This window comes from uncultured Psychromonas sp., assembly GCF_947489755.1.
Lineage (GTDB): Bacteria > Pseudomonadota > Gammaproteobacteria > Enterobacterales > Psychromonadaceae > Psychromonas.
In genome coordinates this window covers 17,990-38,421 of the sequence record NZ_CANLFB010000037.1, presented here as the reverse complement: position 1 = coordinate 38,421, position 20,432 = coordinate 17,990, and the positions used below count along the sequence as shown (strand labels likewise).

The 20,432-nt window shown below is 37.0% G+C and carries 21 protein-coding genes; 11 read left to right on the top strand and 10 right to left on the bottom strand.

The window, feature by feature from the left end:
* Positions 1 to 312 precede the first annotated feature (312 nt).
* Positions 313 to 1,797, bottom strand: a complete 1,485-nt coding sequence (gene ilvC / locus Q0794_RS16075; protein ID WP_298943593.1) for a ketol-acid reductoisomerase — start codon at positions 1,795 to 1,797, stop codon at positions 313 to 315.
* A gap of 304 nt (positions 1,798 to 2,101) precedes the next feature.
* On the opposite strand from ilvC, the gene Q0794_RS16070 reads away from it, so the two are divergent.
* From Q0794_RS16070 to Q0794_RS16055, 4 genes are all read left to right on the top strand, one after another.
* On the top strand, positions 2,102 to 2,971 hold the full coding sequence (locus Q0794_RS16070; protein ID WP_298943592.1) for a sulfurtransferase: 870 nt from the start codon (positions 2,102 to 2,104) through the stop codon (positions 2,969 to 2,971).
* Between the two features lie 117 nt (positions 2,972 to 3,088).
* Positions 3,089 to 3,970, top strand: coding sequence for an HTH-type transcriptional activator IlvY (ilvY, locus tag Q0794_RS16065; RefSeq protein WP_298943591.1), 882 nt, complete (start codon positions 3,089 to 3,091; stop codon positions 3,968 to 3,970).
* Between the two features lie 182 nt (positions 3,971 to 4,152).
* Positions 4,153 to 4,461: an accessory factor UbiK family protein gene (locus Q0794_RS16060; RefSeq protein ID WP_298943590.1), complete on the top strand. Its 309-nt coding sequence runs from the start codon at positions 4,153 to 4,155 to the stop codon at positions 4,459 to 4,461.
* Between the two features lie 8 nt (positions 4,462 to 4,469).
* Entirely contained in the window at positions 4,470 to 4,871 is a 402-nt protein-coding gene (locus Q0794_RS16055) for a DUF2750 domain-containing protein (RefSeq protein WP_298943589.1), read from the top strand.
* 153 nt (positions 4,872 to 5,024) lie between these two features.
* Here the strand turns inward: Q0794_RS16055 and rraB are convergent, their stop codons facing one another.
* From rraB to hemL, 4 genes are all read right to left on the bottom strand, one after another.
* Positions 5,025 to 5,390 carry a ribonuclease E inhibitor RraB gene (rraB, locus tag Q0794_RS16050; protein ID WP_025563312.1) on the bottom strand — a complete coding sequence of 122 codons (366 nt, stop codon included), beginning with the start codon at positions 5,388 to 5,390 and terminating at the stop codon, positions 5,025 to 5,027.
* A gap of 70 nt (positions 5,391 to 5,460) precedes the next feature.
* Positions 5,461 to 6,204: a 1-acylglycerol-3-phosphate O-acyltransferase gene (locus Q0794_RS16045; RefSeq protein WP_298943588.1), complete on the bottom strand. Its 744-nt coding sequence runs from the start codon at positions 6,202 to 6,204 to the stop codon at positions 5,461 to 5,463.
* Between the two features lie 3 nt (positions 6,205 to 6,207).
* Positions 6,208 to 8,487, bottom strand: coding sequence for a DNA topoisomerase IV subunit A (gene parC / locus Q0794_RS16040; protein WP_298943587.1), 2,280 nt, complete (start codon positions 8,485 to 8,487; stop codon positions 6,208 to 6,210).
* Positions 8,488 to 8,768: 281 nt separating this feature from the next.
* Positions 8,769 to 10,046, bottom strand: a complete 1,278-nt coding sequence (gene hemL / locus Q0794_RS16035) for a glutamate-1-semialdehyde 2,1-aminomutase (protein ID WP_298943586.1) — start codon at positions 10,044 to 10,046, stop codon at positions 8,769 to 8,771.
* A gap of 214 nt (positions 10,047 to 10,260) precedes the next feature.
* Here hemL and clcA point away from each other — a divergent pair, with 214 nt between their 5' ends.
* From clcA to Q0794_RS16005, 6 genes are all read left to right on the top strand, one after another.
* Positions 10,261 to 11,685 carry a H(+)/Cl(-) exchange transporter ClcA gene (gene clcA / locus Q0794_RS16030; RefSeq protein WP_298943585.1) on the top strand — a complete coding sequence of 475 codons (1,425 nt, stop codon included), beginning with the start codon at positions 10,261 to 10,263 and terminating at the stop codon, positions 11,683 to 11,685.
* 12 nt (positions 11,686 to 11,697) lie between these two features.
* Positions 11,698 to 12,420: a DUF6776 family protein gene (locus Q0794_RS16025; protein ID WP_298943584.1), complete on the top strand. Its 723-nt coding sequence runs from the start codon at positions 11,698 to 11,700 to the stop codon at positions 12,418 to 12,420.
* Positions 12,421 to 12,498: 78 nt separating this feature from the next.
* Positions 12,499 to 12,849, top strand: coding sequence for an iron-sulfur cluster insertion protein ErpA (gene erpA, locus Q0794_RS16020; RefSeq protein WP_160060775.1), 351 nt, complete (start codon positions 12,499 to 12,501; stop codon positions 12,847 to 12,849).
* Between the two features lie 585 nt (positions 12,850 to 13,434).
* The gene (locus Q0794_RS16015; RefSeq protein WP_025563305.1) at positions 13,435 to 14,061 is read left to right on the top strand and encodes a trimeric intracellular cation channel family protein; all 627 of its coding nucleotides are present in this window, start codon (positions 13,435 to 13,437) and stop codon (positions 14,059 to 14,061) included.
* A gap of 140 nt (positions 14,062 to 14,201) precedes the next feature.
* Positions 14,202 to 15,536 (top strand): amino-acid N-acetyltransferase, encoded by a 1,335-nt coding sequence (gene argA, locus Q0794_RS16010; protein ID WP_298943583.1) that lies wholly within the window; start codon positions 14,202 to 14,204, stop codon positions 15,534 to 15,536.
* A complete protein-coding gene (locus Q0794_RS16005) occupies positions 15,533 to 16,621 on the top strand; it encodes a TAXI family TRAP transporter solute-binding subunit (RefSeq protein WP_366522565.1) in 1,089 nt (362 codons plus the stop codon). The genes argA and Q0794_RS16005 overlap by 4 nt, the downstream gene beginning before the upstream one ends.
* 248 nt (positions 16,622 to 16,869) lie before the next feature.
* Here the strand turns inward: Q0794_RS16005 and fur are convergent, their stop codons facing one another.
* From fur to Q0794_RS15980, 5 genes are all read right to left on the bottom strand, one after another.
* Complete coding sequence (fur, locus tag Q0794_RS16000; RefSeq protein WP_298943581.1) at positions 16,870 to 17,295, bottom strand: ferric iron uptake transcriptional regulator; 426 nt, start codon at positions 17,293 to 17,295, stop codon at positions 16,870 to 16,872.
* Between the two features lie 27 nt (positions 17,296 to 17,322).
* On the bottom strand, positions 17,323 to 17,850 hold the full coding sequence (gene fldA / locus Q0794_RS15995; RefSeq protein ID WP_298943579.1) for a flavodoxin FldA: 528 nt from the start codon (positions 17,848 to 17,850) through the stop codon (positions 17,323 to 17,325).
* A gap of 10 nt (positions 17,851 to 17,860) precedes the next feature.
* A complete protein-coding gene (gene ybfE, locus Q0794_RS15990) occupies positions 17,861 to 18,139 on the bottom strand; it encodes a LexA regulated protein (RefSeq protein ID WP_298943577.1) in 279 nt (92 codons plus the stop codon).
* A gap of 64 nt (positions 18,140 to 18,203) precedes the next feature.
* Complete coding sequence (locus tag Q0794_RS15985) at positions 18,204 to 18,425, bottom strand: DUF2788 domain-containing protein (RefSeq protein WP_160060782.1); 222 nt, start codon at positions 18,423 to 18,425, stop codon at positions 18,204 to 18,206.
* 403 nt (positions 18,426 to 18,828) lie between these two features.
* The gene (locus Q0794_RS15980; RefSeq protein ID WP_298943574.1) at positions 18,829 to 19,614 is read right to left on the bottom strand and encodes an alpha/beta fold hydrolase; all 786 of its coding nucleotides are present in this window, start codon (positions 19,612 to 19,614) and stop codon (positions 18,829 to 18,831) included.
* Between the two features lie 152 nt (positions 19,615 to 19,766).
* Between Q0794_RS15980 and Q0794_RS15975 the strand changes: the two genes are divergently transcribed.
* Positions 19,767 to 20,405, top strand: a complete 639-nt coding sequence (locus Q0794_RS15975) for a replication initiation regulator SeqA (protein ID WP_298943573.1) — start codon at positions 19,767 to 19,769, stop codon at positions 20,403 to 20,405.
* The last annotated feature ends 27 nt before the right edge of the window (positions 20,406 to 20,432 follow it).

Sequence of the window (20,432 nt, the reverse complement as noted above, 5' to 3'; positions counted from 1 at the left end):
GAAGTGCGAGCGAGTGCTTCTGAAAGTTCCATAAAAAAATCCCATGACCTTTTGAGTCATAGGATTTTGATCTTCTTGAGCTAAAATTCAACTAATTTTCTTAACTGATCGGCATTAAGCTAAAAGCTTGGCTTAGTAATATCGTTTTAACTAGTTATCAGTCAGATGTTTCTATAATTAGTTAGAAGCTTCAACGATTGTTTTCATGTCTTTCGTGTTGTCGATATAGACGTAGTTTCTTACCTGACTATCAGACACAAAAAAGCCAAGCTAAATGCTTGGCTTAAAATCTTTAAAGTTATCTAAAAAATATTAGTTAGAAGCTTCAACGATTGTTTTCATGTCTTTCATGTAACCACGTAGTTTCTTACCTACGATTTCTACCGGATGGTTACGAATTTCTTCGTTGATTTCGATTAGACGAGCGTTATCAACAGAGTTAGACTTAACTGTTAATGGCTTGCCTAGGAACTCAGGGCTCATCGCTTTAACGAATTCTGCTAGTAGTGGTTTAGCAGCATGGTCGAATAAGTAACAACCGTATTCAGCAGTATCAGAGATAACGACGTTCATTTCGTAAAGTTTCTTACGAGCGATTGTGTTAGCGATAAGTGGCGTTTCATGTAGAGACTCGTAGTATGCAGACTCTTCGATGATACCTGATGCAGTCATTGCTTCAAATGCAAGTTCAACACCCGCTTTGATCATTGCGACTAGGAAGATGCCGTGGTCGTAGAATTCTTGCTCATCGATTTCCATGTCGCCAGCTGGTTGCTTTTCGAAACCAGTTTCAGCAGTTGCTGCACGCCATTTAAGTAGGTTAACGTCATCGTTAGCCCAGTCAGCCATCATAGTTGCAGAGAATTCACCTTCGATGATGTCATCCATGTGCTTGTTGAATAGCGGACGTAGAATTTCTTTAAGTTCTAAAGACATATCGAATGCTTTAACTTTAGCTGGGTTAGATAGACGATCCATCATGTTAGTGATGCCGCCGTATTTAAGACCTTCAGTTACTGTTTCCCAACCGTATTGAATCAGTTTAGAAGCGTATGCTGGCTCAAGACCGTCAGCAACCATTTTTTCGTAACCTAAGATTGCGCCAGTTTGTAACATACCACAAAGGATAGTTTGCTCACCCATTAGGTCAGATTTAACTTCAGCAACAAAAGAAGACATAAGAACACCAGCACGATCACCACCAGTAGCTGATGCGTATGCTTTAGCCCAAGCAAGACCGTGGCCTTGTGGATCATTTGCTGGGTGAACAGCGATTAGTGTTGGAACACCGAAACCACGTTTGTATTCTTCACGTACTTCAGAACCAGGACATTTAGGTGCACACATGATTACTGTGATGTCTTGACGTACTTGCATACCTTCTTCAACGATGTTGAAACCGTGAGAGTAAGCTAGTGTTGCGCCTTCTTTCATAAGAGGCATAACTGCGCCAACTACAGCTGTGTGCTGTTTGTCAGGTGTTAAGTTACATAGTAAGTCAGCTTGTGGAATTAGTTCTTCGTAAGTACCTACAGTGAAACCGTTTTCAGTTGCGTTCTTCCAAGATTGACGTTTTTCAGCGATTGCTGCAGCACGTAATGTGTAAGAAACGTCAAGACCTGAATCACGCATGTTTAAACCTTGGTTTAAACCTTGAGCACCACAACCGATGATAACTACTTTTTTGCCTTTTAATGCTTCAATACCGTCAGCAAACTCGCTGCGATCCATAAAACGACATTGACCTAGTTGATGTAACTTCTCACGTAGAGGAAGAGTATTAAAGTAGTTAGCCATGTTAGCTGCGCTCCAAAATAAAAATAATAGGGGTAAATGACTAAAATTTAGCGTCATTTAATTTCGGATGTCACTATAACGTATAAGTAATATTGCGCAAAATGATATATTAGCAATGTTACGTTGCATAAAATGAAATATACTATGGGCTTGTATTGCAGTTTTTGAAAATAGATATCTTTTTTATCATACAAGTGTGAGCATGTAGGTATCTTGAGTTATTATTTGACATTATTATTGTTTAACATTTATTTATAAGTTACTTGATTTTTTATATCAAGCTTTTGTTATTAAAGGGGTTTTTATGGATTCACTGATGTTGCCAGGCAGTTTGGTTTCTATCCAATGGTTAGCTGAACATCATAACCATTCTAATTTGATTTTGTTGGATGCAAGCTGGCACATGCCGTTGACTCAGCGTAATGGCTATCAGGAGTGGTTAAACGAGCGAATTGATAATTCTCGTTTTTTTGATTTTGATCGCGAAGTTTGTGACCAACAAGCTTCTTTACCTCATATGATGCCAACACCACAGCATTTTGAGTTATCTGCACAATTGCTTGGTATCAATAATAACAGTGTGATTGTTGTGTACGATAGTTTGGGGATCTTCTCTAGCCCTAGAGTGTGGTGGATGTTTAAAACGATGGGCTTTAATAATATTGCTGTACTAGATGGCGGTTTACCTGCATGGAAAGAAGCGGGTTTAGCGGTCAATACCGACTCACCTGAAACTGAACAGCGCAAACAAGGCGATTTCAAAGCGAAATATCAGGCTGATCTTATTAGTACTAAAGACGATGTATATGAAGCTATTGATAATGAGCAAGTTGCTATTGTTGATGCTCGCTCTAAAGAACGTTTTTTAGGCAAAGTGCCAGAAGCCCGAAGTGGGCTACGGTCAGGGCACATGCCGACCGCTATTAATTTACCTATTAGTGAAATATTGAACAATCAAACCATGAAAAATGCCTATCAATTAGCGCAGATATTTGAAGCATTAATGCCGCAAAAACAACGCTTAGTGTTCAGCTGTGGATCGGGTGTGACCGCCTGTATTCTGGCGTTAGCGGCTAAATTAGCCGGTTATGATGCATTAAGTGTTTACGATGGTTCGTGGAGTGAGTGGGGCGCTAATGAAACCTTGCCTGTCGTACAGTGCAAGAATGTATAAGCTGAAAACATCCTCTATCACTATGCCTCTATGCAAAATGCGGTTATATGTAATAGGGCACTGCTTAGTGCAGATCTGCCATATCTAGCAATATTTAATATAAGAAAAACTAATTAAATGGACATTAAAGCCCTACACACGTTTGTACATCTAAGCCAAAGTTTACATTTTTCTAAAACGGCATTAGCCATGCACGTTAGTCCTTCTACATTAAGTCGCTTAATTCAACGTCTCGAGGAAGATCTTGGCGCAAGCTTACTTATTCGAGATAATCGTTCCGTTTTGTTGACTGAAGCTGGCGTCGCTTTTAAACAGTTTGCACTTCAACAAATTGAACAATGGGAATTATTAAAACATTCGATTTCACAAGGGACCAATGAATTAGAAGGTGAAATCAATTTATATTGTTCTGTTACAGCTGCTTATAGCCACCTCCCACCGATACTAGATCGTTTTAGACGTAATCACCCTAATGTGGATATCAAGCTGACAACAGGCGACAGTGCCGTTGCCATTGAGCAAGTAATGCAACATCAGGTTGATTTTGCTATCACGGCTTATCCTGATAACTTTCCTACGCGTATGCACTTTAGCCAATTAGCAGAAATCCCTTTATCGGTTATCGCACCAACAACCCCTTGTGTGGTCACAAAGTTAATTAATCAATCACCTATTGATTGGAAAGCCATCCCTTTTATTTTACCTGAGCACGGTGCCATAAGACGTCGATTTGATACATGGTTTCGCTCGCTGAAAATTGGCAAGCCACACATTTATGCAAAAGTAGCTGGGCATGAAGCATTGATCAGCATGGTTGCGTTAGGCTGTGGTGTTGGTGTTGCGCCTGATGTCGTTATTGAAAACAGCCCTGTAAGAGATCGTGTGCAAAGTGTCTCGGCTGTTGGTCAGTTAGCTTCATTTAATTTAGGGGTTTGTTGTCATAAAAACCGTTTAACTGAACCGTTAATTGAAGCCTTTTTAAATTGCGTTGAAGGGTAACTTATATCCATTTTTTAATTCGTTGATGGCGTTATGCATTAATATGTATTTTGATAGCATGACATTAAGGTTATTTGAGCCAAACTAAGCCAAAATGAAATGAAAAACAAAGTTTGATTATATTCCCATAGAAATTATTAAGTGTGGCGTTTACAATGCGCTTATTAATTAAGGAGCTTTTTATGTTTAATCCGCAGAAGTTAGAAGAGATAGCAAAGCAAGTCAGTGATGCAATGCCTGAAGGTGTAAAAAGCTTTGGTAATGAAATTGACCGTAAGATCAAACAAGTTTTACAGGCACAACTAGGTAAACTAGATATGGTTAGCCGTGAAGAGTTTGATGTACAAACACATGTGCTATTACGCACACGTGAAAAATTGAATGCAATGGAAGCAAAGTTTGCAGAATTAGAAAAGAAATTTGAAGGTAGTGCTTCTGATAACGCTACTGAAGCAGAAAGTACTGTAAATACGACTGAACAAGAGAAGTAGGAAAACAAATGAAAGAGCAATATTTAAAAAACGCAGAATTATTTGTTGAACAAGCCGCTGCTGAAGGTGAATTGTTTGGTTTATTTGATGAAACATTGGGTTGGGCAAATTGCCACGCTCATGATAATAAAGATGCGACTGCTGTTTATTTGTTTTGGTCTGATGCTAAATTAGCTGAAAAATTAAAAGCAGAAGAGTGGGCTAACTATAAAGTAGAAAGCATTGCTTTAGATGTGTTTTTTGATTCATGGTTAGACGGTATGCAGAAGCAACAAGTGTTTGCTGGTGTAAACTGGGATGAAGAGTTATGTGGTTTAGAAATTGAAGCAATGGTCTTAAAAAATGCATTAGTCGAAAAGTTTCAAGCTGACGATGTAGAGTCTGATGAGTCAGAATCTGTTGACGCATAATTTATTTAGAGTATTTATTTATTAACGATTTGATTAGAACGTTATTTTTATTAGGGCGTTATTAGCATCTGAATTTATTAAGAAATATAGCTATAAAAAAACCAAGCGATGAGCTTGGTTTTTTTATAGCTAACGATTAGTGAAGAGTAAGACTTACTCTTCTGGGTAAGTACCCCAACCATCATATTCAATGCCAAATGACTGTGCTAATGCAACGAGTCTTTCAACATCTTCGTAAATAGCTTCTTCATCTAGGTTCATTTCAACAACCACATCAAAACTTAAGATAATAGAACCATCTTCTAGTTCAAGCTCTTCAGGGTCAGTAACTTCATAACCTTTTTTGAAACAAGCGATCGCTGCTTTTTCCAATACATCGAAGTTATCACAAGATAGGTGATGCTCAATCATGTAAACCGCATCAGGATTACTGCCATCTTCTAAAATAGCTTCAACAATATCGGCTGTTTCTTCAGCTAATTCTGCTAATAGTTCTTCATGTGTAAGTTCTTCTGACATTTTTTATCTCTTCTATATCAAGGTTTACCACTGCCATTTATTGTTTATGTAATGAATGGCAATCGTTTAATTAATCACAACAATTAGTATTAGAATCTGGGCGATTCACTTCTTTGTTAAGCTCTTTATATTTAGCGAGCATGATGTCGTATGAATCATTCATGAGACGACGAATTTCACGCTTTTTGTATTGTGTAATATCAATTGGCTCTAACATCTCCACAATCACTTCACCGTTATCCCAACGGTTTAAGTTTACTTGTTGATGAGTGTTAGATACAACGGTTGGGACAACATTTACACCGGCTTGTAATGCGGTATGAAATGCGCCCATTTTAAATGGCATTAAACCACGGCCTCGACTACGAGTACCTTCTGGGAATATCCATACACCTAGATCTTTCGCACGCATTTGATCAACGACATCGGTGATTGTATTTTTAGACTTATCTTTGTTGTCACGGTCAATTAAGATATTGCCAGTTAACCAGTAGATGATGCCAAAAAATGGAATCAATACTAAGCTTTTTTTGCCAATCGTCACAGAGCCTGGTTGTACTGCGCCTGTTGTTGTCACCATGTCATAGTTATTTTGATGGTTAGCAATGTAAACCACTGAACCGTTATCTTTAGCACTTTCAGGTACTCTGATAGTGACTTTCAATCCAACTAATCGCGACATTTTGCTAAATAACATTGCAAAGTGATATGTGTTTTTAGGATTACGTGGACTTAAAATACAGTAAAACAGTGAATACACACTCATTAAAATAACGGCAACAATAATTAAAATTGCTCTGATAATAAATAACATAGTTTATAGGATCTCTTCTTGTTCATTTTCTGATGTGATGACTTCAATATTATCAACACGTTGTAATCCACGAGGTAATTTATTACCACGACGGCCACGCTCACCTTGGTAATGCGCTAAATCATTTGCTTTGAGTGTTAGCTTACGTTTACCTGCGTGTAAGGTCACAGCACTCTCTGGTGAGATGATTTTGAGCATAGTAACAAACTCTTCTCGTTTAGTCGCTTTAGCTGTCATTATGTTGATCATCTTATTGCCTTTCCCTTTGCTTAAGCTTGGTAAGCTTGCAACCGGGAAAATCAACATGCGACCTTCATTACTAATGGTTAAACAGAGATCTTCTGTATTTTTTGATAATTTTTGTGGTGCAATCAATAAGGCATTGGTTGTTAGGTTAATCAGGGCTTTACCATTTTTATTGCGGCTATTGATATCACTTAAATTAGCGACAAAGCCATAGCCATGGTCACTACTGATAATATAGCGATCAGAGTCATCACCCATCAATACACAAGCAAAAGGCACGTTTTCATTTTGGTTAAAGCGGCCTGTTAATGGTTCACCTTGTGTTCTTGCTGAAGGTAATGAATGTGCGTCTAATGAGTAAACTCGACCTGACGTATCAATAAATAAACAGCTTTGGTTACTTTTACCCTGGCAACTTGTGAGGTATTCATCACCTGCTTTAAAGCTAAGCGCTTGTGGATCAACATCATGACCTTTAGCGCTTCGAACCCAACCTTGTGTTGATAAAACAACAGTAACAGCTTCGCTTGGCATGAGTTCTTTTTCAGTTAATGCTTTTGCTTCTAGTCTTTCTACCATTGGAGAACGGCGATCATCACCATACTTTTCAGCGTCTGCTTTTATCTCTTTTTTAACTAACGTATTTAAACGTCTATCTGAACTTAACAGTAGCTCTAGCTTTTGTTGCTCTTCAGATAACTCGGCCATTTCACCGCGAATTTGAATTTCTTCAAGTTTAGCAAGTTGACGTAGTTTAATTTCTAAAATGGCATGAGCTTGTATATCTGATAATGAGTAACGAGACATTAACTCCGCTTTTGCATCATCATAGGTACGAATAATTTCAATCACTTCATCGATATTTAAGTAGGCAATTAATAAACCTTCTAGAATATGTACTCGTGCTAAGATTTTGTCTAAGCGATGTTGTAAACGACGGCGAACGGTATCTCGACGGTAAATTAACCATTCCGTTAAAATAGTCACTAAACCTTTCACACTTGGACGTTGGTTTAGCCCTAACATGTTGAGGTTTACTTTGTGGCTAACTTCTAAGTCAGTAGAAGCAAACAAGTGATTCATTAATGCTTCAACGTCAATACGGTTTGAACGTGGAATAATCACTAAACGTGTTGGATTTTCATGATCTGATTCATCACGTAAATCGGCCACCATAGGCAGTTTTTTATCCTGCATCTGTTTAGCAATTTCTTTTAATATTTTACCACCCGATACTCGATGCGGTAATGCAGTCACGACGATTTCACCATTTTCAACAAGATACACAGCACGGCTTTTAAAACTACCGCGGCCTGTTTGATAGATGTTGACGATCTCTTTACGTGGCGTAATGATTTCCGCTTCGGTTGGATAATCTGGACCTTGTACAAACTCCATTAGATCTTCTAACGAAGCTTTAGGGTGATCAATTAAGTGTAAACATGCATTAGCCACTTCACGTGCATTATGTGGCGGGATATCGGTTGCCATGCCCACTGCGATACCGGTAATACCATTTAATAGAATATGAGGTAAACGCGCAGGTAATAAAACGGGCTCTTTTAACGTGCCGTCAAAGTTCGGTTTCCAATCACAAGTGCCTTGACCAATTTCTGATAATAATAATTCAGAGAAAGCTGATAAACGCGATTCGGTATAACGCATCGCAGCAAATGATTTTGGATCATCTGGTGCACCCCAGTTACCTTGACCATCAATGAGTGGATAACGGTAAGAGAAGGGTTGAGCCATTAATACCATCGCTTCATAACAAGCACTATCACCATGAGGATGATATTTACCTAATACGTCACCGACGGTACGCGCTGATTTTTTATATTTTGCTAACGCTGATAAACCGAGTTCAGACATTGCGAAAACAATGCGTCGTTGAACGGGCTTCAAGCCATCACTAATATGTGGCAAAGCACGATCCATGATCACGTACATGGAATAGTTGAGATAGGCATCTTCGGTAAACTTAGCGAGCGATAATTGCTCTATGCCTTCTAAACTCATGTCTATGACTTCACTCATATTTTACAGCCTTGTAATAAATTATAGATATATGGGAGTAGAGTATACCGCACTTGTATTCGAAGACTGAAATAGAAATGAAATAGTGTGTATTAAATGTAATAAATTTGGGCAAAAGAACTTGAAGTAATAAAAATGAAAGGAGAATAAAGAGGGCAGTGTTATCGAGGTATTTTATAAAGGGGAAAATAAAAGATCTAAGTTAAACAATGAGTATGATATTCGTTGCTTAAGCTAGATCTTATTTAAATGTTTATTGCTGCGCCGTTATATTCTCTATTTTATAATTGTGAAAAGGCTTTTTTAGCGGCAATTAATGTATTGTTAATATCTTGCTCTGTATGTGCTAATGATAAAAATCCAGCTTCATAAGCCGATGGAGCAAGATAAATCCCTTCTTCTAACATTAAGTTAAAGAATTTTTTAAATCTTTCAATATCGCAGGCACAAACTTGAGCAAAGTTAGTTACTTCTGGCTGATCAGTAAAGAAGAAACCAAACATACCGCCAGCATAGTTAACGGCTAGCGGAACACCTGTTTCTTCAGCTGCTTTCTTCAAGCCTTCTGCTAGCTGTTTTGTTTTAATGGCTAATTGTGCATATTCGGGGGTATCTAATGCGGTTAATGCTGCTAATCCTGCATGCATGGCGATAGGGTTACCTGACAATGTACCAGCTTGATACACAGGTCCTGTCGGTGCAATGTACTGCATTACTTTATGGCTGCCACCAAAAGCACCAACAGGCATCCCGCCGCCAATTACTTTACCTAATGTCGTTAAGTCTGGTTTGATATTGTAATGTGCTTGCGCGCCACCTAGTGCAACTCGAAAACCTGTCATCACTTCATCAAGAATCAATAATGCACCAAATTCATCACAAATCTCACGTAGGCCTTGTAAGAAACCTTCAGCTGGTGGAATACAGTTCATATTGCCGGCAACGGGCTCAACAATAATACAAGAGATATCTTCAGGGTAGGCTTCAAATAATGCTTTAACTGATGCTAAGTCATTAAAGTCAGCTGTTAATGTATGTTTAGCGAAATCGGCAGGAATACCTGGAGAACTAGGTTGACCCAATGTTAATGCACCAGAACCAGCTTTCACTAATAAAGAGTCTGCATGACCGTGGTAACAACCTTCAAATTTAAGGATTTTATCGCGGTTAGTGTAACCACGCGCTAATCGAATAGCACTCATCGTCGCTTCGGTACCTGAACTCACCATGCGCACTTGTTCCATCGACGGGACTAATTGCTGTACTTTTTCTGCCATGATGATTTCAATTTCAGTGGGAGCACCGAAACTCAATCCATTTTCAGCGGCTTCAATGACTGCTTTTTTAATAGCAGGATGATTGTGGCCTAAAATCATTGGGCCCCATGAACCTACGTAATCGATATATTTTTTATCATCTACATCATAGATATAAGCATCTTGTGCTTTTTGTATAAATAATGGGCCGCCACCTACGCCATTAAATGCGCGAACTGGGGAGTTAACGCCACCAGGAATAATAGATTGTGCACGGTTAAACAGTTCAGTTGATTTGCTCATAAGCATCCCATTAATTATTTTTAAATTGAGTGAAACTGCAATATACCCATGATAAATCAAGATGCAACTGAGAAAGTCGGTAATTGAATGATCTTTAACTGAAGTTTATCGTGATTTTTTTGTTAACATGGAGGGATTAAGCCTTTTATATGACTATTTTTATTATATTATTGGTTTTTCTTTTATTTTTTTGTTTTCAGGTCACCGCGCATTTATGAAAATAGCTTTACCAACCGTTGTTGTTAATGGAATAAAACAGTTTATCGAACGTTTTTTTACTCGAAAAAATAGTGCCTTATTAATATGGTTATCTATTTTTATAGGGCTTTTAGCTGGGACCGTTTCAGCTTTATTCGATCACGGTATTATTTTAGTTTCTGAAATGCGTTTAGATTTAATCCATACCTATGGTGGAGGAAAGGTTCCACTATGGTTAATTGCGATACCTATTTCAGCACTCATGGCAGGGACTGCTTTTTATATAACACACCGTTTTGCTCCCGAAGCGGGCGGTAGTGGTATTCCAGAGATAGAAGGTGCAATGGAGGGGATGAGGCCAGTGCGTTGGAAACGTGTTATCCCTGTTAAATTTTTTGGTGGTTTATTAGCATTAGGCAGTGGTATGGCGTTAGGCCGTGAAGGCCCCTCTGTTCAACTTGGTGCTAATATTGGCCGTATGATTTCTGATGTTTTTAAGGTCGATAAAGTTGATGCACAAGCGTTACTTGCTGCTGGTGCTGCTGGTGGTTTAGCGGCTGCTTTTAATGCACCCCTTGCAGGAATCATGTTTGTGATTGAGGAAATGCGTTCACAGTTTAATTACAGTTTAACCTCTACCAAAAGTGTCTTTATGAGCGCAGTAATGGCAACGATCGTGATGCGTCTCTTTACCGATCAAGATGCGGTAGTCACGGTAACTCAATATTCTCACCCTGACTTACATACGCTTGGTTTTTATCTTATTTTAGGTTTTTGTTTTGGTGTAATAGGAATCTTCTTTAATAAATTGATTTTAATGACGCAAGATATGTATTTATCTATTCATCAAGGTCAACGTTGGCGTTTTGTTAGCATTGGCGTGGTGCTAGGTGGATTGTTTGGTGCGTTGAGTATTGTTGAGCCTGATATTGCTTTTAGTGGTATTGAGCTAATTCCACATGTGGAAGGTGGGCACTATTTAGCGGGTGGTTTATTACTGTTATTTATTCTACGTACTTTTACTACCTTATTAAGCTTTGGCTCAGGTGCGCCGGGTGGCGTATTTGCTCCAACATTGGCAATAGGTACTTTATTTGGCATGTTATTTGGTGTTATCGCGCAAGCATTATTCCCCGATATTATTACTGAGCCTGGTGCTTTCGCGATTGCAGGTATGGGCGGGTTATTCGCGGCAACAGTCCGAGCGCCTATTACGGGGATTCTATTAGTGATTGAAATGACCAGTAACTATGAAATGATTTTACCGTTAATCGTAACGTGTTTAGGTGCGACTATGGTGGCTCAAACCTTAGGGGGACGTCCTATCTATACTCAATTATTAGAAAGAACATTAAAACTATCTATGCGTGCTAAACGTCAAGAAACAACAGACAAAGCAATGTTCCGTATTCTTGGAAAATATACTAAGTATAAGAAATAAGTAAGGAACTGAATGAAAGGTTTTAAAATAAGCTTTTTTAAATGGGTGGTGATCAGTCTAATCTGTATCTACTTTGGTTTTATGGTTGGCAAGTTTAAGCAAGATATTTTACTGCATAAAGTGCAATTATTAGAGCTGGATACAACAAGCTTAACCACTGAAAATACGCAACTGACTGAGCGTTTAAACTTTATTCAGGCTGAATTCAATGCTGAACAAGAAATTCATGAAGTGTTAAAACATGAAAATAAAGCGCTGAATAAAGCTTTAGATGCGAGTAATGATAAATTATATTTTTATGAGCAAGTGGTTGCTCCTGAGTTATCGGTTATAGGCTTAAATGTTTACTCATTTTCCGTTAGTAAAGGTGAAGAGGAGGGGACTTGGTTATATGAGTTAGTGTTAATGCAAGCTCAACAAGGTCGTCGTGAGTTAAGTGGGAAAGTCGAAATTACATTTGCGGGTACTGACGATACAGAAGTAAATACAAAAGACATTAAATTAAGAGAGCTAGATCCAAACGTAGAATCTACCTTCAAGTTTCAGTATTTTCAAACGTTAAAAGGCAGCTTCACTTTGCCTAAAGACAGTCAAGTCGGGCAAGTATTTGTTGTTGCTGAAGCTAATCGCACCAATTGGAGCCGAGCTCAGCGTATTGAAAAAATATACGACTGGGAAGGCTTTATCAAAAATGGCGGTGCTGATCTTGAAGAGTTAGCCATTCAAGCTGAATAATAGATCCCGCTAATACTTGAACAAATTGGTCGGGTATTAGATAATGATTATGGGCAAATTAATAGGATTAGAAACAAAATGACAAGCGAAGTGGAAATTGCATTACCGATTTATTTCAGTGATAGCGCAGCAAATCGAGTTAAAGCATTGATCGCAGAAGAAAATAACCCTTCTCTTAAGCTACGAGTTTATGTAACTGGTGGTGGTTGTTCAGGCTTTTCATACGGTTTTACGTTTGACGAAAAAACAAATGATGATGATACATTAATTGAAAATAGTGGTGTGACATTATCTGTTGACCCAATGAGCTTACAATATCTTGTTGGCGGTACCGTTGATTTTATTGATAACCTTGAAGGTTCTCGTTTTTTAGTTAACAACCCAAATGCAACAGCAACGTGCGGTTGTGGCTCTTCATTCTCTATCTAATTAACAATACTAATTTTAATTATTGAAATAAACATGCTTACTTACATAAGTGAGCATGTGTAATTAACCTCCCCTCAAAATGTTACTTTTTGTATAAACTCAAGCTACCGTTACTCTATCATATTGATTACATTAAATAAGCGCTTTAAATATTTAATTTAGAGAACAAATTAATGTAAATAATGATTCTATTTAACCTGGCAGATTTAATTCTGGTTAATGAAATCGAAATTATATTTAACATCATAAGGTTGTATTTTTTGACTAGTCAGTGCTGTTAGTTTTTTGTCGTTCAAGACAAATTATTAAAGAAATAATGGGTTATTGATAGATAATTTAATGTAGAAATCCCGGAAATAGCGATGTTGCATCGTTTTTCTTATCCAGTACTGAAGTTATTTACACCGGATATAACTTATAATTCGGTTATTTTAGTGAGTGAAATAGAGCGATTATTTTCAGTCGTTGCTATTATTTATTTTCTTTATCATATCGCGATATATAGGCTTGCACCGATCTTAAGTCATGGTTTAACATGCGCCTAAAATGGCTAAGTGTTTCAAGGGAATAAGGGATAGTAATAACATGCTAGATAATTTCATCTATATATCTGATCTGATTGGTATGATCACTTGTGCTATTTCTGGCGTCTTAGTGGCAACACGCCTACGAATGGATCCTTTTGGCATTAGCGTGTTAGCGGGTGTTACTGCTGTTGGCGGTGGCACATTGCGTGACATGATGATGGGCGCAACACCTGTTTTTTGGATTGAAGATAATACTTATATCTACGTTATTCTTGCTACTGCACTTTTAAGTGTCTTGTGGTTACATCGCATTCATCGATTCCCTGCTTACTTATTACCTATTTTCGATGCCTTTGGTTTAGCTATTTTTACCATTATTGGCGCTCAAAAAGCCTTGATTTTCGGTTTTAGTGGCCCTGTCGCTATTGTAATGGGGTGTATTACAGGTGTGGTCGGTGGCATGATAAGGGATATATTGAGTGGACAAATTCCATTCGTATTACAAAAAGAAATTTATGCTACCGCATCTATTTTAGGTGGCGCTCTATATGTTATTTGTGATTATATTGAATTAGGTCCTATTTTCTCAATGGTAGTGGCTATGTTAGGAACGTTATCATTAAGGTTATGTGCGATTTACTATCATCTTTCATTACCTGTTTTCAGTAATGATAGAGAAGCGTAATATGGTAATTGAAATAAAATAACTAAAATTTCGAGTTTATTTAACATTCTTTAAACAATTGTTTTGCAAACATAAACTTCGAATTGATAAACTCTAAAACTCAAACATATTTTAGATTGTTGTGATTAATAGGTAGGCACATGGAAGCAGTAACAAATTCAACACAACTGATTAATTGGTTTCGTAATTCAGCTCCTTATATCAACGCACATCGTCATAAAACTTTTGTATTAATGATTGGTGGTGAAGCGTTAGAAACAGATAATTTTCAACACATCATTAACGATATTGCTTTGCTGAATAGCTTAGGAGTTAAGTTAGTGTTAGTACATGGCGTTCGTCCTCAGATCCAAAAGCAACTTGATATGAATGGTCATAGTAGTCAATTTCATAATGACTTACGTATCACAGATAATCGTAGCCTTTCACTGATCAAGCAAGCGGTAGGTGCAGTACAAATAGAACTACAAGCCAGTCTTTCTATGGGTTTAGTTAATTCACCAATGCAAGGTGCCGCTATTCGAACGGTGATTAGTAATGTCGTCACTGCACAACCTATTGGTGTTAAAGATGGGATCGACTTTTGCCATGCTGGTAAGGTCCGCCGTATTGATGTTGAAGGCATCAAGTCGCAACTATCTTCTGGTGCAATTCCTATTATTTCCCCTATTGGTTATTCTGTTACTGGTGAAGTATTTAACCTACTAGCTGAAGAAGTCGCAACGCAAGTCGCTATTGATATTAAAGCCGATAAGTTAATTGGTTTCTGTTCTAATCAAGGTGTATTAGATGAAGATGGCCATGTTATTTCAGAGCTATTACCAGATCAAGCACAAGTACATATTGATGCGATAGAAAAAGAATCAGGGCAAGCTTCTGGTACATTACGTTTTTTACGTGCCGCGGTCGCTGCATGCCAAGCTGATGTAACACGTTGCCATCTTATTAGTTATCATCAAGACGGTGCGTTATTAAAAGAGTTATTTACTCGAGATGGTACTGGTTCGCAAATTATTAAAGAAAGCTACGAGCAAATTCGTACTGCGACTATCGATGATATCGGCGGTTTATTACAGCTTATTGAACCATTAGAAAAACAAGGTATTTTGGTTAAGCGTTCTCGTGAATTATTAGAGAATGAAATTGAATCTTTTATGATTGTTGAGCGTGATGGCATGGTGATTGGTTGCGCTGCGTTATACCCATTTATGAACGAAAAAATGGGTGAATTAGCGTGTTTAGTGAGCCACCCTAAATATAGACGTGCTGCACGAGCTGATAATCTTGTTGAACATGTTGAACGTAAAGCAAGACAACTCGGTCTTGAATCTATTTTCGTATTAACCACACAAAGTATCCATTGGTTTAGAGAGCGCGGTTTTTCATTTGCTGAAATTAACCAATTACCTACCGCTAAAAAAGAGATGTATAATTTGAAACGAAATTCGAAAGTGTTAATTAAAAAGATAATATGATGATAATGAAACAAAAGGCTAAGAAGTTAGCCTATAACAATCATTTTAATCTTACTTTATTGATGATGCTGAGGCGATTATTTTTGGTTTCACGCATTACTTTAATTAGCTTTCTACTGATATTTTTTCAAACAACGGCGTCTGCTAAAGTTGAATATATGTCAATCGGCACTGGGGGTATTAGTGGTGTGTATTACCCAACAGGCGGCGCTATTTGTTTCTTGGTTAATAAAATTAAAAACGTTGACAATATTCGTTGTGAAATAAAAAGCACACCAGGATCTATTTATAATTTAAGAGCATTAAAAGACAAAGCCATTGATGTTGTTGTTGCGCAATCAGATTGGCAATATCACTTTTATCAAGGGACTTCTTTATTTAAAGAGCAAGGTGAGTTTAAAAAGCTTCGCTCGTTATTTTCAGTACATTCTGAGTCATTTACTGTCCTTGCTAGAAAAGATGCAAAGATTGAAAGCTTTGAAGATATTAAAGGTAAACGAGTAAATATCGGTGCTCCAAACTCTGGTCAACGAGCAACCATGGAGATGCTTCTTGAATTATATGGTTGGAATGAGGCTGACTTCTCTGAAATTACTTACCTGACGCCTAGTGAACAAGCACAAGCTTTATGCGATAAAAAAATAGATGTAATTGTTTATGTAGTAGGGCATCCAAATAGCTCTATTAAAGAGGCGAGTAGCGCTTGCCAAACTACGTTAGTGAATGTAGCTGGCCCTGAAATATCTGAATTAATAGAAACCCATCGTTATTATGAGACGGCGGATATACCTGCTGGTATGTATCGTGGAAGCCCCAATAAAACAGAAACATTTGGTGTTGGCGCGACAATTGTTACCACATCTGATTTACCTGAGCATATTGCCTATGAAATAGTTAAAGCAGTGTTTGAAAATCACGATGTTTTCATTCAATTACATCCTTCTTTTAAATACTTAACTAAACAAGCGATGGTAGCCCAATATTTATCGGCACCGTTGCACCCAGGTGCATTACGCTATTATAAAGAGGTTGGCTTAATTCAAGATGATGGAGATAAAGTCAGTGTGATAGTAGACCCTTTATAACGCTTTTATCAGCTTCTGGGGGACTCTGTATTATTCATCATATTACTGAAGATAGATTGTTAACAATAGAGAATAATTTGCTTAAGTCTATTCAGTTATTGTTCATACGTAATGTACTGGCTATCACAAAGAAGAATGAAGGCATCGGATAGGTGAACATACTTCAATAGTGGAAGAAACAAAAAAGCCTGTTAAAAAACAGGCTTTTTATTGTTTAAAGTATTAGCTATAAGCTAAGGCTTTTACAATTATTTATGATTACATTCGCCATCAACAGGTTCGCCGTAAAGATATAAACTGTGGTTAGTCAATTTTATGCCGTATTTCTTAGCAATCAAATCTTGTTGTTCTTCAATGATTGGATCATTGAACTCAATTACTTCACCACATTTCAAACAAACTAAATGGTCATGATGTTCTTTATGGGTTAATTCAAAGACAGATTTTCCGCCTTCAAAGTGATGACGGGTTACTATACCAGCATCATCAAATTGATTTAATACGCGGTACACAGTTGCTACACCGACTTCATCACCTTGTTCAAGTAGTTTTTTGTAGAGATCTTCAGCACTTAAATGCTGATTTTCTGGTAACTGTAACAAACTTAAAATTTTCAAACGTGGTGATGTTACTTTTAAACCCGCTTCTTTTAGGGCTAAATTTTCATTACTCATGTCGTTTCCTAACTGATGTTGTTAAATTTAGTCAGCTAATTCAGCTAAACACATTTCATTATAAATTTGCTCTGACCAGGCTTTTACTCGTGATGCAGTTAACTCAGGTTGACGGTCTTCATCAATGCCTAAACCAATAAAGGTATTGTCATCAATCGACGCTTTTGATGCTTCAAAATCGTAACCTTCAGATGACCAGTTACCAACAATAATAGCACCTTTACTTTCAACTATATCGCCTAATTGACCCATTGCATCTAAAAAGTACTCTGCATAGTCTTCTTGGTCGCCACAACCGAAGATAGCGACTAATTTATCAGTGAAGTCGATATCTTCTAGATCAGGAAAGAAATCATCCCAATCACATTGTGCTTCACCGTAGTACCAAGTTGGAATACCAAATAAAATAAGGCTGAATTCAGCGATATCTTCTTTGCTACTTTTAGCGATATCCTTTACTTCTACTAATTTCTTACCTAATTCTTTTTGTATCATTTTTGCAACTGCTTCAGTGTTACCTGTATCGCTACCAAAGAAAATACCTACGCTAGACATACTTTATACCTTAATTTATTTGATTTAACTGTGCGTGTAGAAGTTGAGTGATTAATTCTGCACGACTTATTGATTGTGTATCAGACAGTGCATTTAATTTTTCAAATAAATCACTATCTACTTTTAATTCGATTCGTTTTAAACCGTTTTGTTTGTCTCGTAACGTCTGTTTCTGCTTATTTATTTTTAGCTGAACTTGACGAGAATGAGGGTTACTCTTAGGTCTGCCTCGGCGTACCTCGTTTGCAAATAGATCGCTTGTAATTCGATCAAATGATTCCTTTGCCATTTTGTTACCTAACAATTCTTACTTAACAACGCTTACTTAACAATACAATCACTGAGCTAATTATTTAACCAATGCCTGAATTAACCCATACAATTTCAATTATTGCTTTTGAAATAAAACCAATACAACCAAAAAATAAAACTGCCCATACCACATTACGCCCAAATTTCGGCACATTACCTTTTTTTAAAACGTCTTGAATTGCCAAACCGATAAATAAAAAAAGTAAAAGATAGAAACCATAGAGCCCGATCTTTTCAATTTGTTCAGTATATTCTTGCAGCATATTTTAACTTCTTTTAAAAAATGAATATATAGCTGTCGCCATTCAATATACTTACAACAATTAATTAGTCTTATCATCAAATAAAATATAATTAATAACTTAATTTAGCCGTTATTTATATTGTAGTACTCAGTTGATTTTTAAACTAACGACTCGCAGCGCAAGTGTTGAGGCAAACATTTTAGTTGTATTTTGAGCGATTAATTTAATTAATCCTCTTTTAATCACGGTTAGCTGCTTGCATTTAACCGTGATTAGAAAGCCTTGATTAAACTTCCTAGGTTTTTAATTCGCCTAGAAAAAATTTACTTCATGGCTTGCTTGAATTTTGCATCCCGAATGATAACGGGTATCTGCTATAGATGCCATCGAAAATAGACAAATATGTTTATGTTATGTCGATTTATTGAGCAAAAAAGTTATTCACTAAACGGTTAAAGGTTTTTGGCTTTTCTGCATGTAGCCAATGTCCCGTCGCATTAATCACTTTGAGTTTTGCTTTAGGGAATAGGGCGATGATTGCTGGTTGGCTGGCTTCATCAATATAATCAGATAACTCACCTTTAATAAAGAGCGTTGGTTTATCATAATAGCTGTTTTGTTCTGGCCAATCGCGAATCACTGAATAATTTTGATATAAATTATCTACATCATAAATAAATTGGAAACCATTATCTCCACGCTGGTATGACTTTAACAAAAACTGTCTTATTTCAGGCGTATCTACATAACCTGCTAATACTTTATCTGCTTCAGTTCGATTTTTTACATCAGATGCGCGCACTGCCTGTAAACCAGAAAATACATCACTGTGTCTATCAACATGTGACGTTGGTGCTATATCGGCAACCACGAGGCGATTAATTCTATGTGGCTGTGATAAAGCACACTCCATGGCTATCTTTCCACCCATCGAGTGACCTAGTATTGAAAATGTTTCAATACTTAATGAGTCCGCTAGTTCAAATATATCACCGGCCATTTCTTGGTAAGTCATTGTTGTACTTCGTGCACTTTGACCATGATTACGAACATCGACTAAAATAACATCGTAATCATTTTGTAATTCTTTTCCTAAACTTGAAAGGTTGGATAAACTACCAAATAAGCCATGAATTATAAAAATAATCTCACTTTTTTTAGCTGTTTCATGTTTGGAAGACTGTTTTAATTGGTAATTTAGTAGCATAAACGCTCATTTTAAGTGAAAATAAATAAAGTTAGAAATAATAGCAAATTATGCATTAAAGCTGAAAGTATTTACATAGTGCTAGTCATTATCATTTAAACTTAGCGTATTAAACACTGCGAAGAATAAACAAGTCATGTAATGGGGAAATAATGAAAACGATCGAAATAGAAGATGATCTGTATAAATATATTTTAAATAATATTGAAGCCTTCGGCGAAACTCCCTCACAAATTCTTCGTCGTCTGTTAGCGTTGTCTGAAGAAAGCAACGTTAATAATACGGCTCAGACTATTACTAAGCAGCACGAAGACAATAATGAAAATAATATAGACGATCCGATAAAACCTGTTTTATCTACTTCACAGCCTAGCAAAAAAGTCGTTGAAGATATCGATTCAAATAATGTCAGCGATGATTATAAACACCAAAGTGTTAGTCAGTTATTTAATGATAAAGCTTTTACTTCAGAACCCATCATTACTAATAAATTTATGATGATGTTGACGACGATGTATTTTGAGAAAAAAGCAGAGTTTATTGATGCCGCAGAAAAGACCAAAGGGCGTACTCGTGCTTATCTTGGCACACATTTAGAGGAGCTACTTAATTCAGATAATGAAGAAGAGTTAGCACAATTTAAAGCAAGTAAACCTAGAACAATTCCAAATACACCTTTTTGGGTGATCACCAATGCAAACACCGGGCGTAAACGTATTATTTTGACTCAAATGATGGCTTCAATGGGTTATCCGCATCATTTGATTGGTCGAATTAAAGAAGAAATTTAATTTATTTCCACAACCACCTGAGGAACT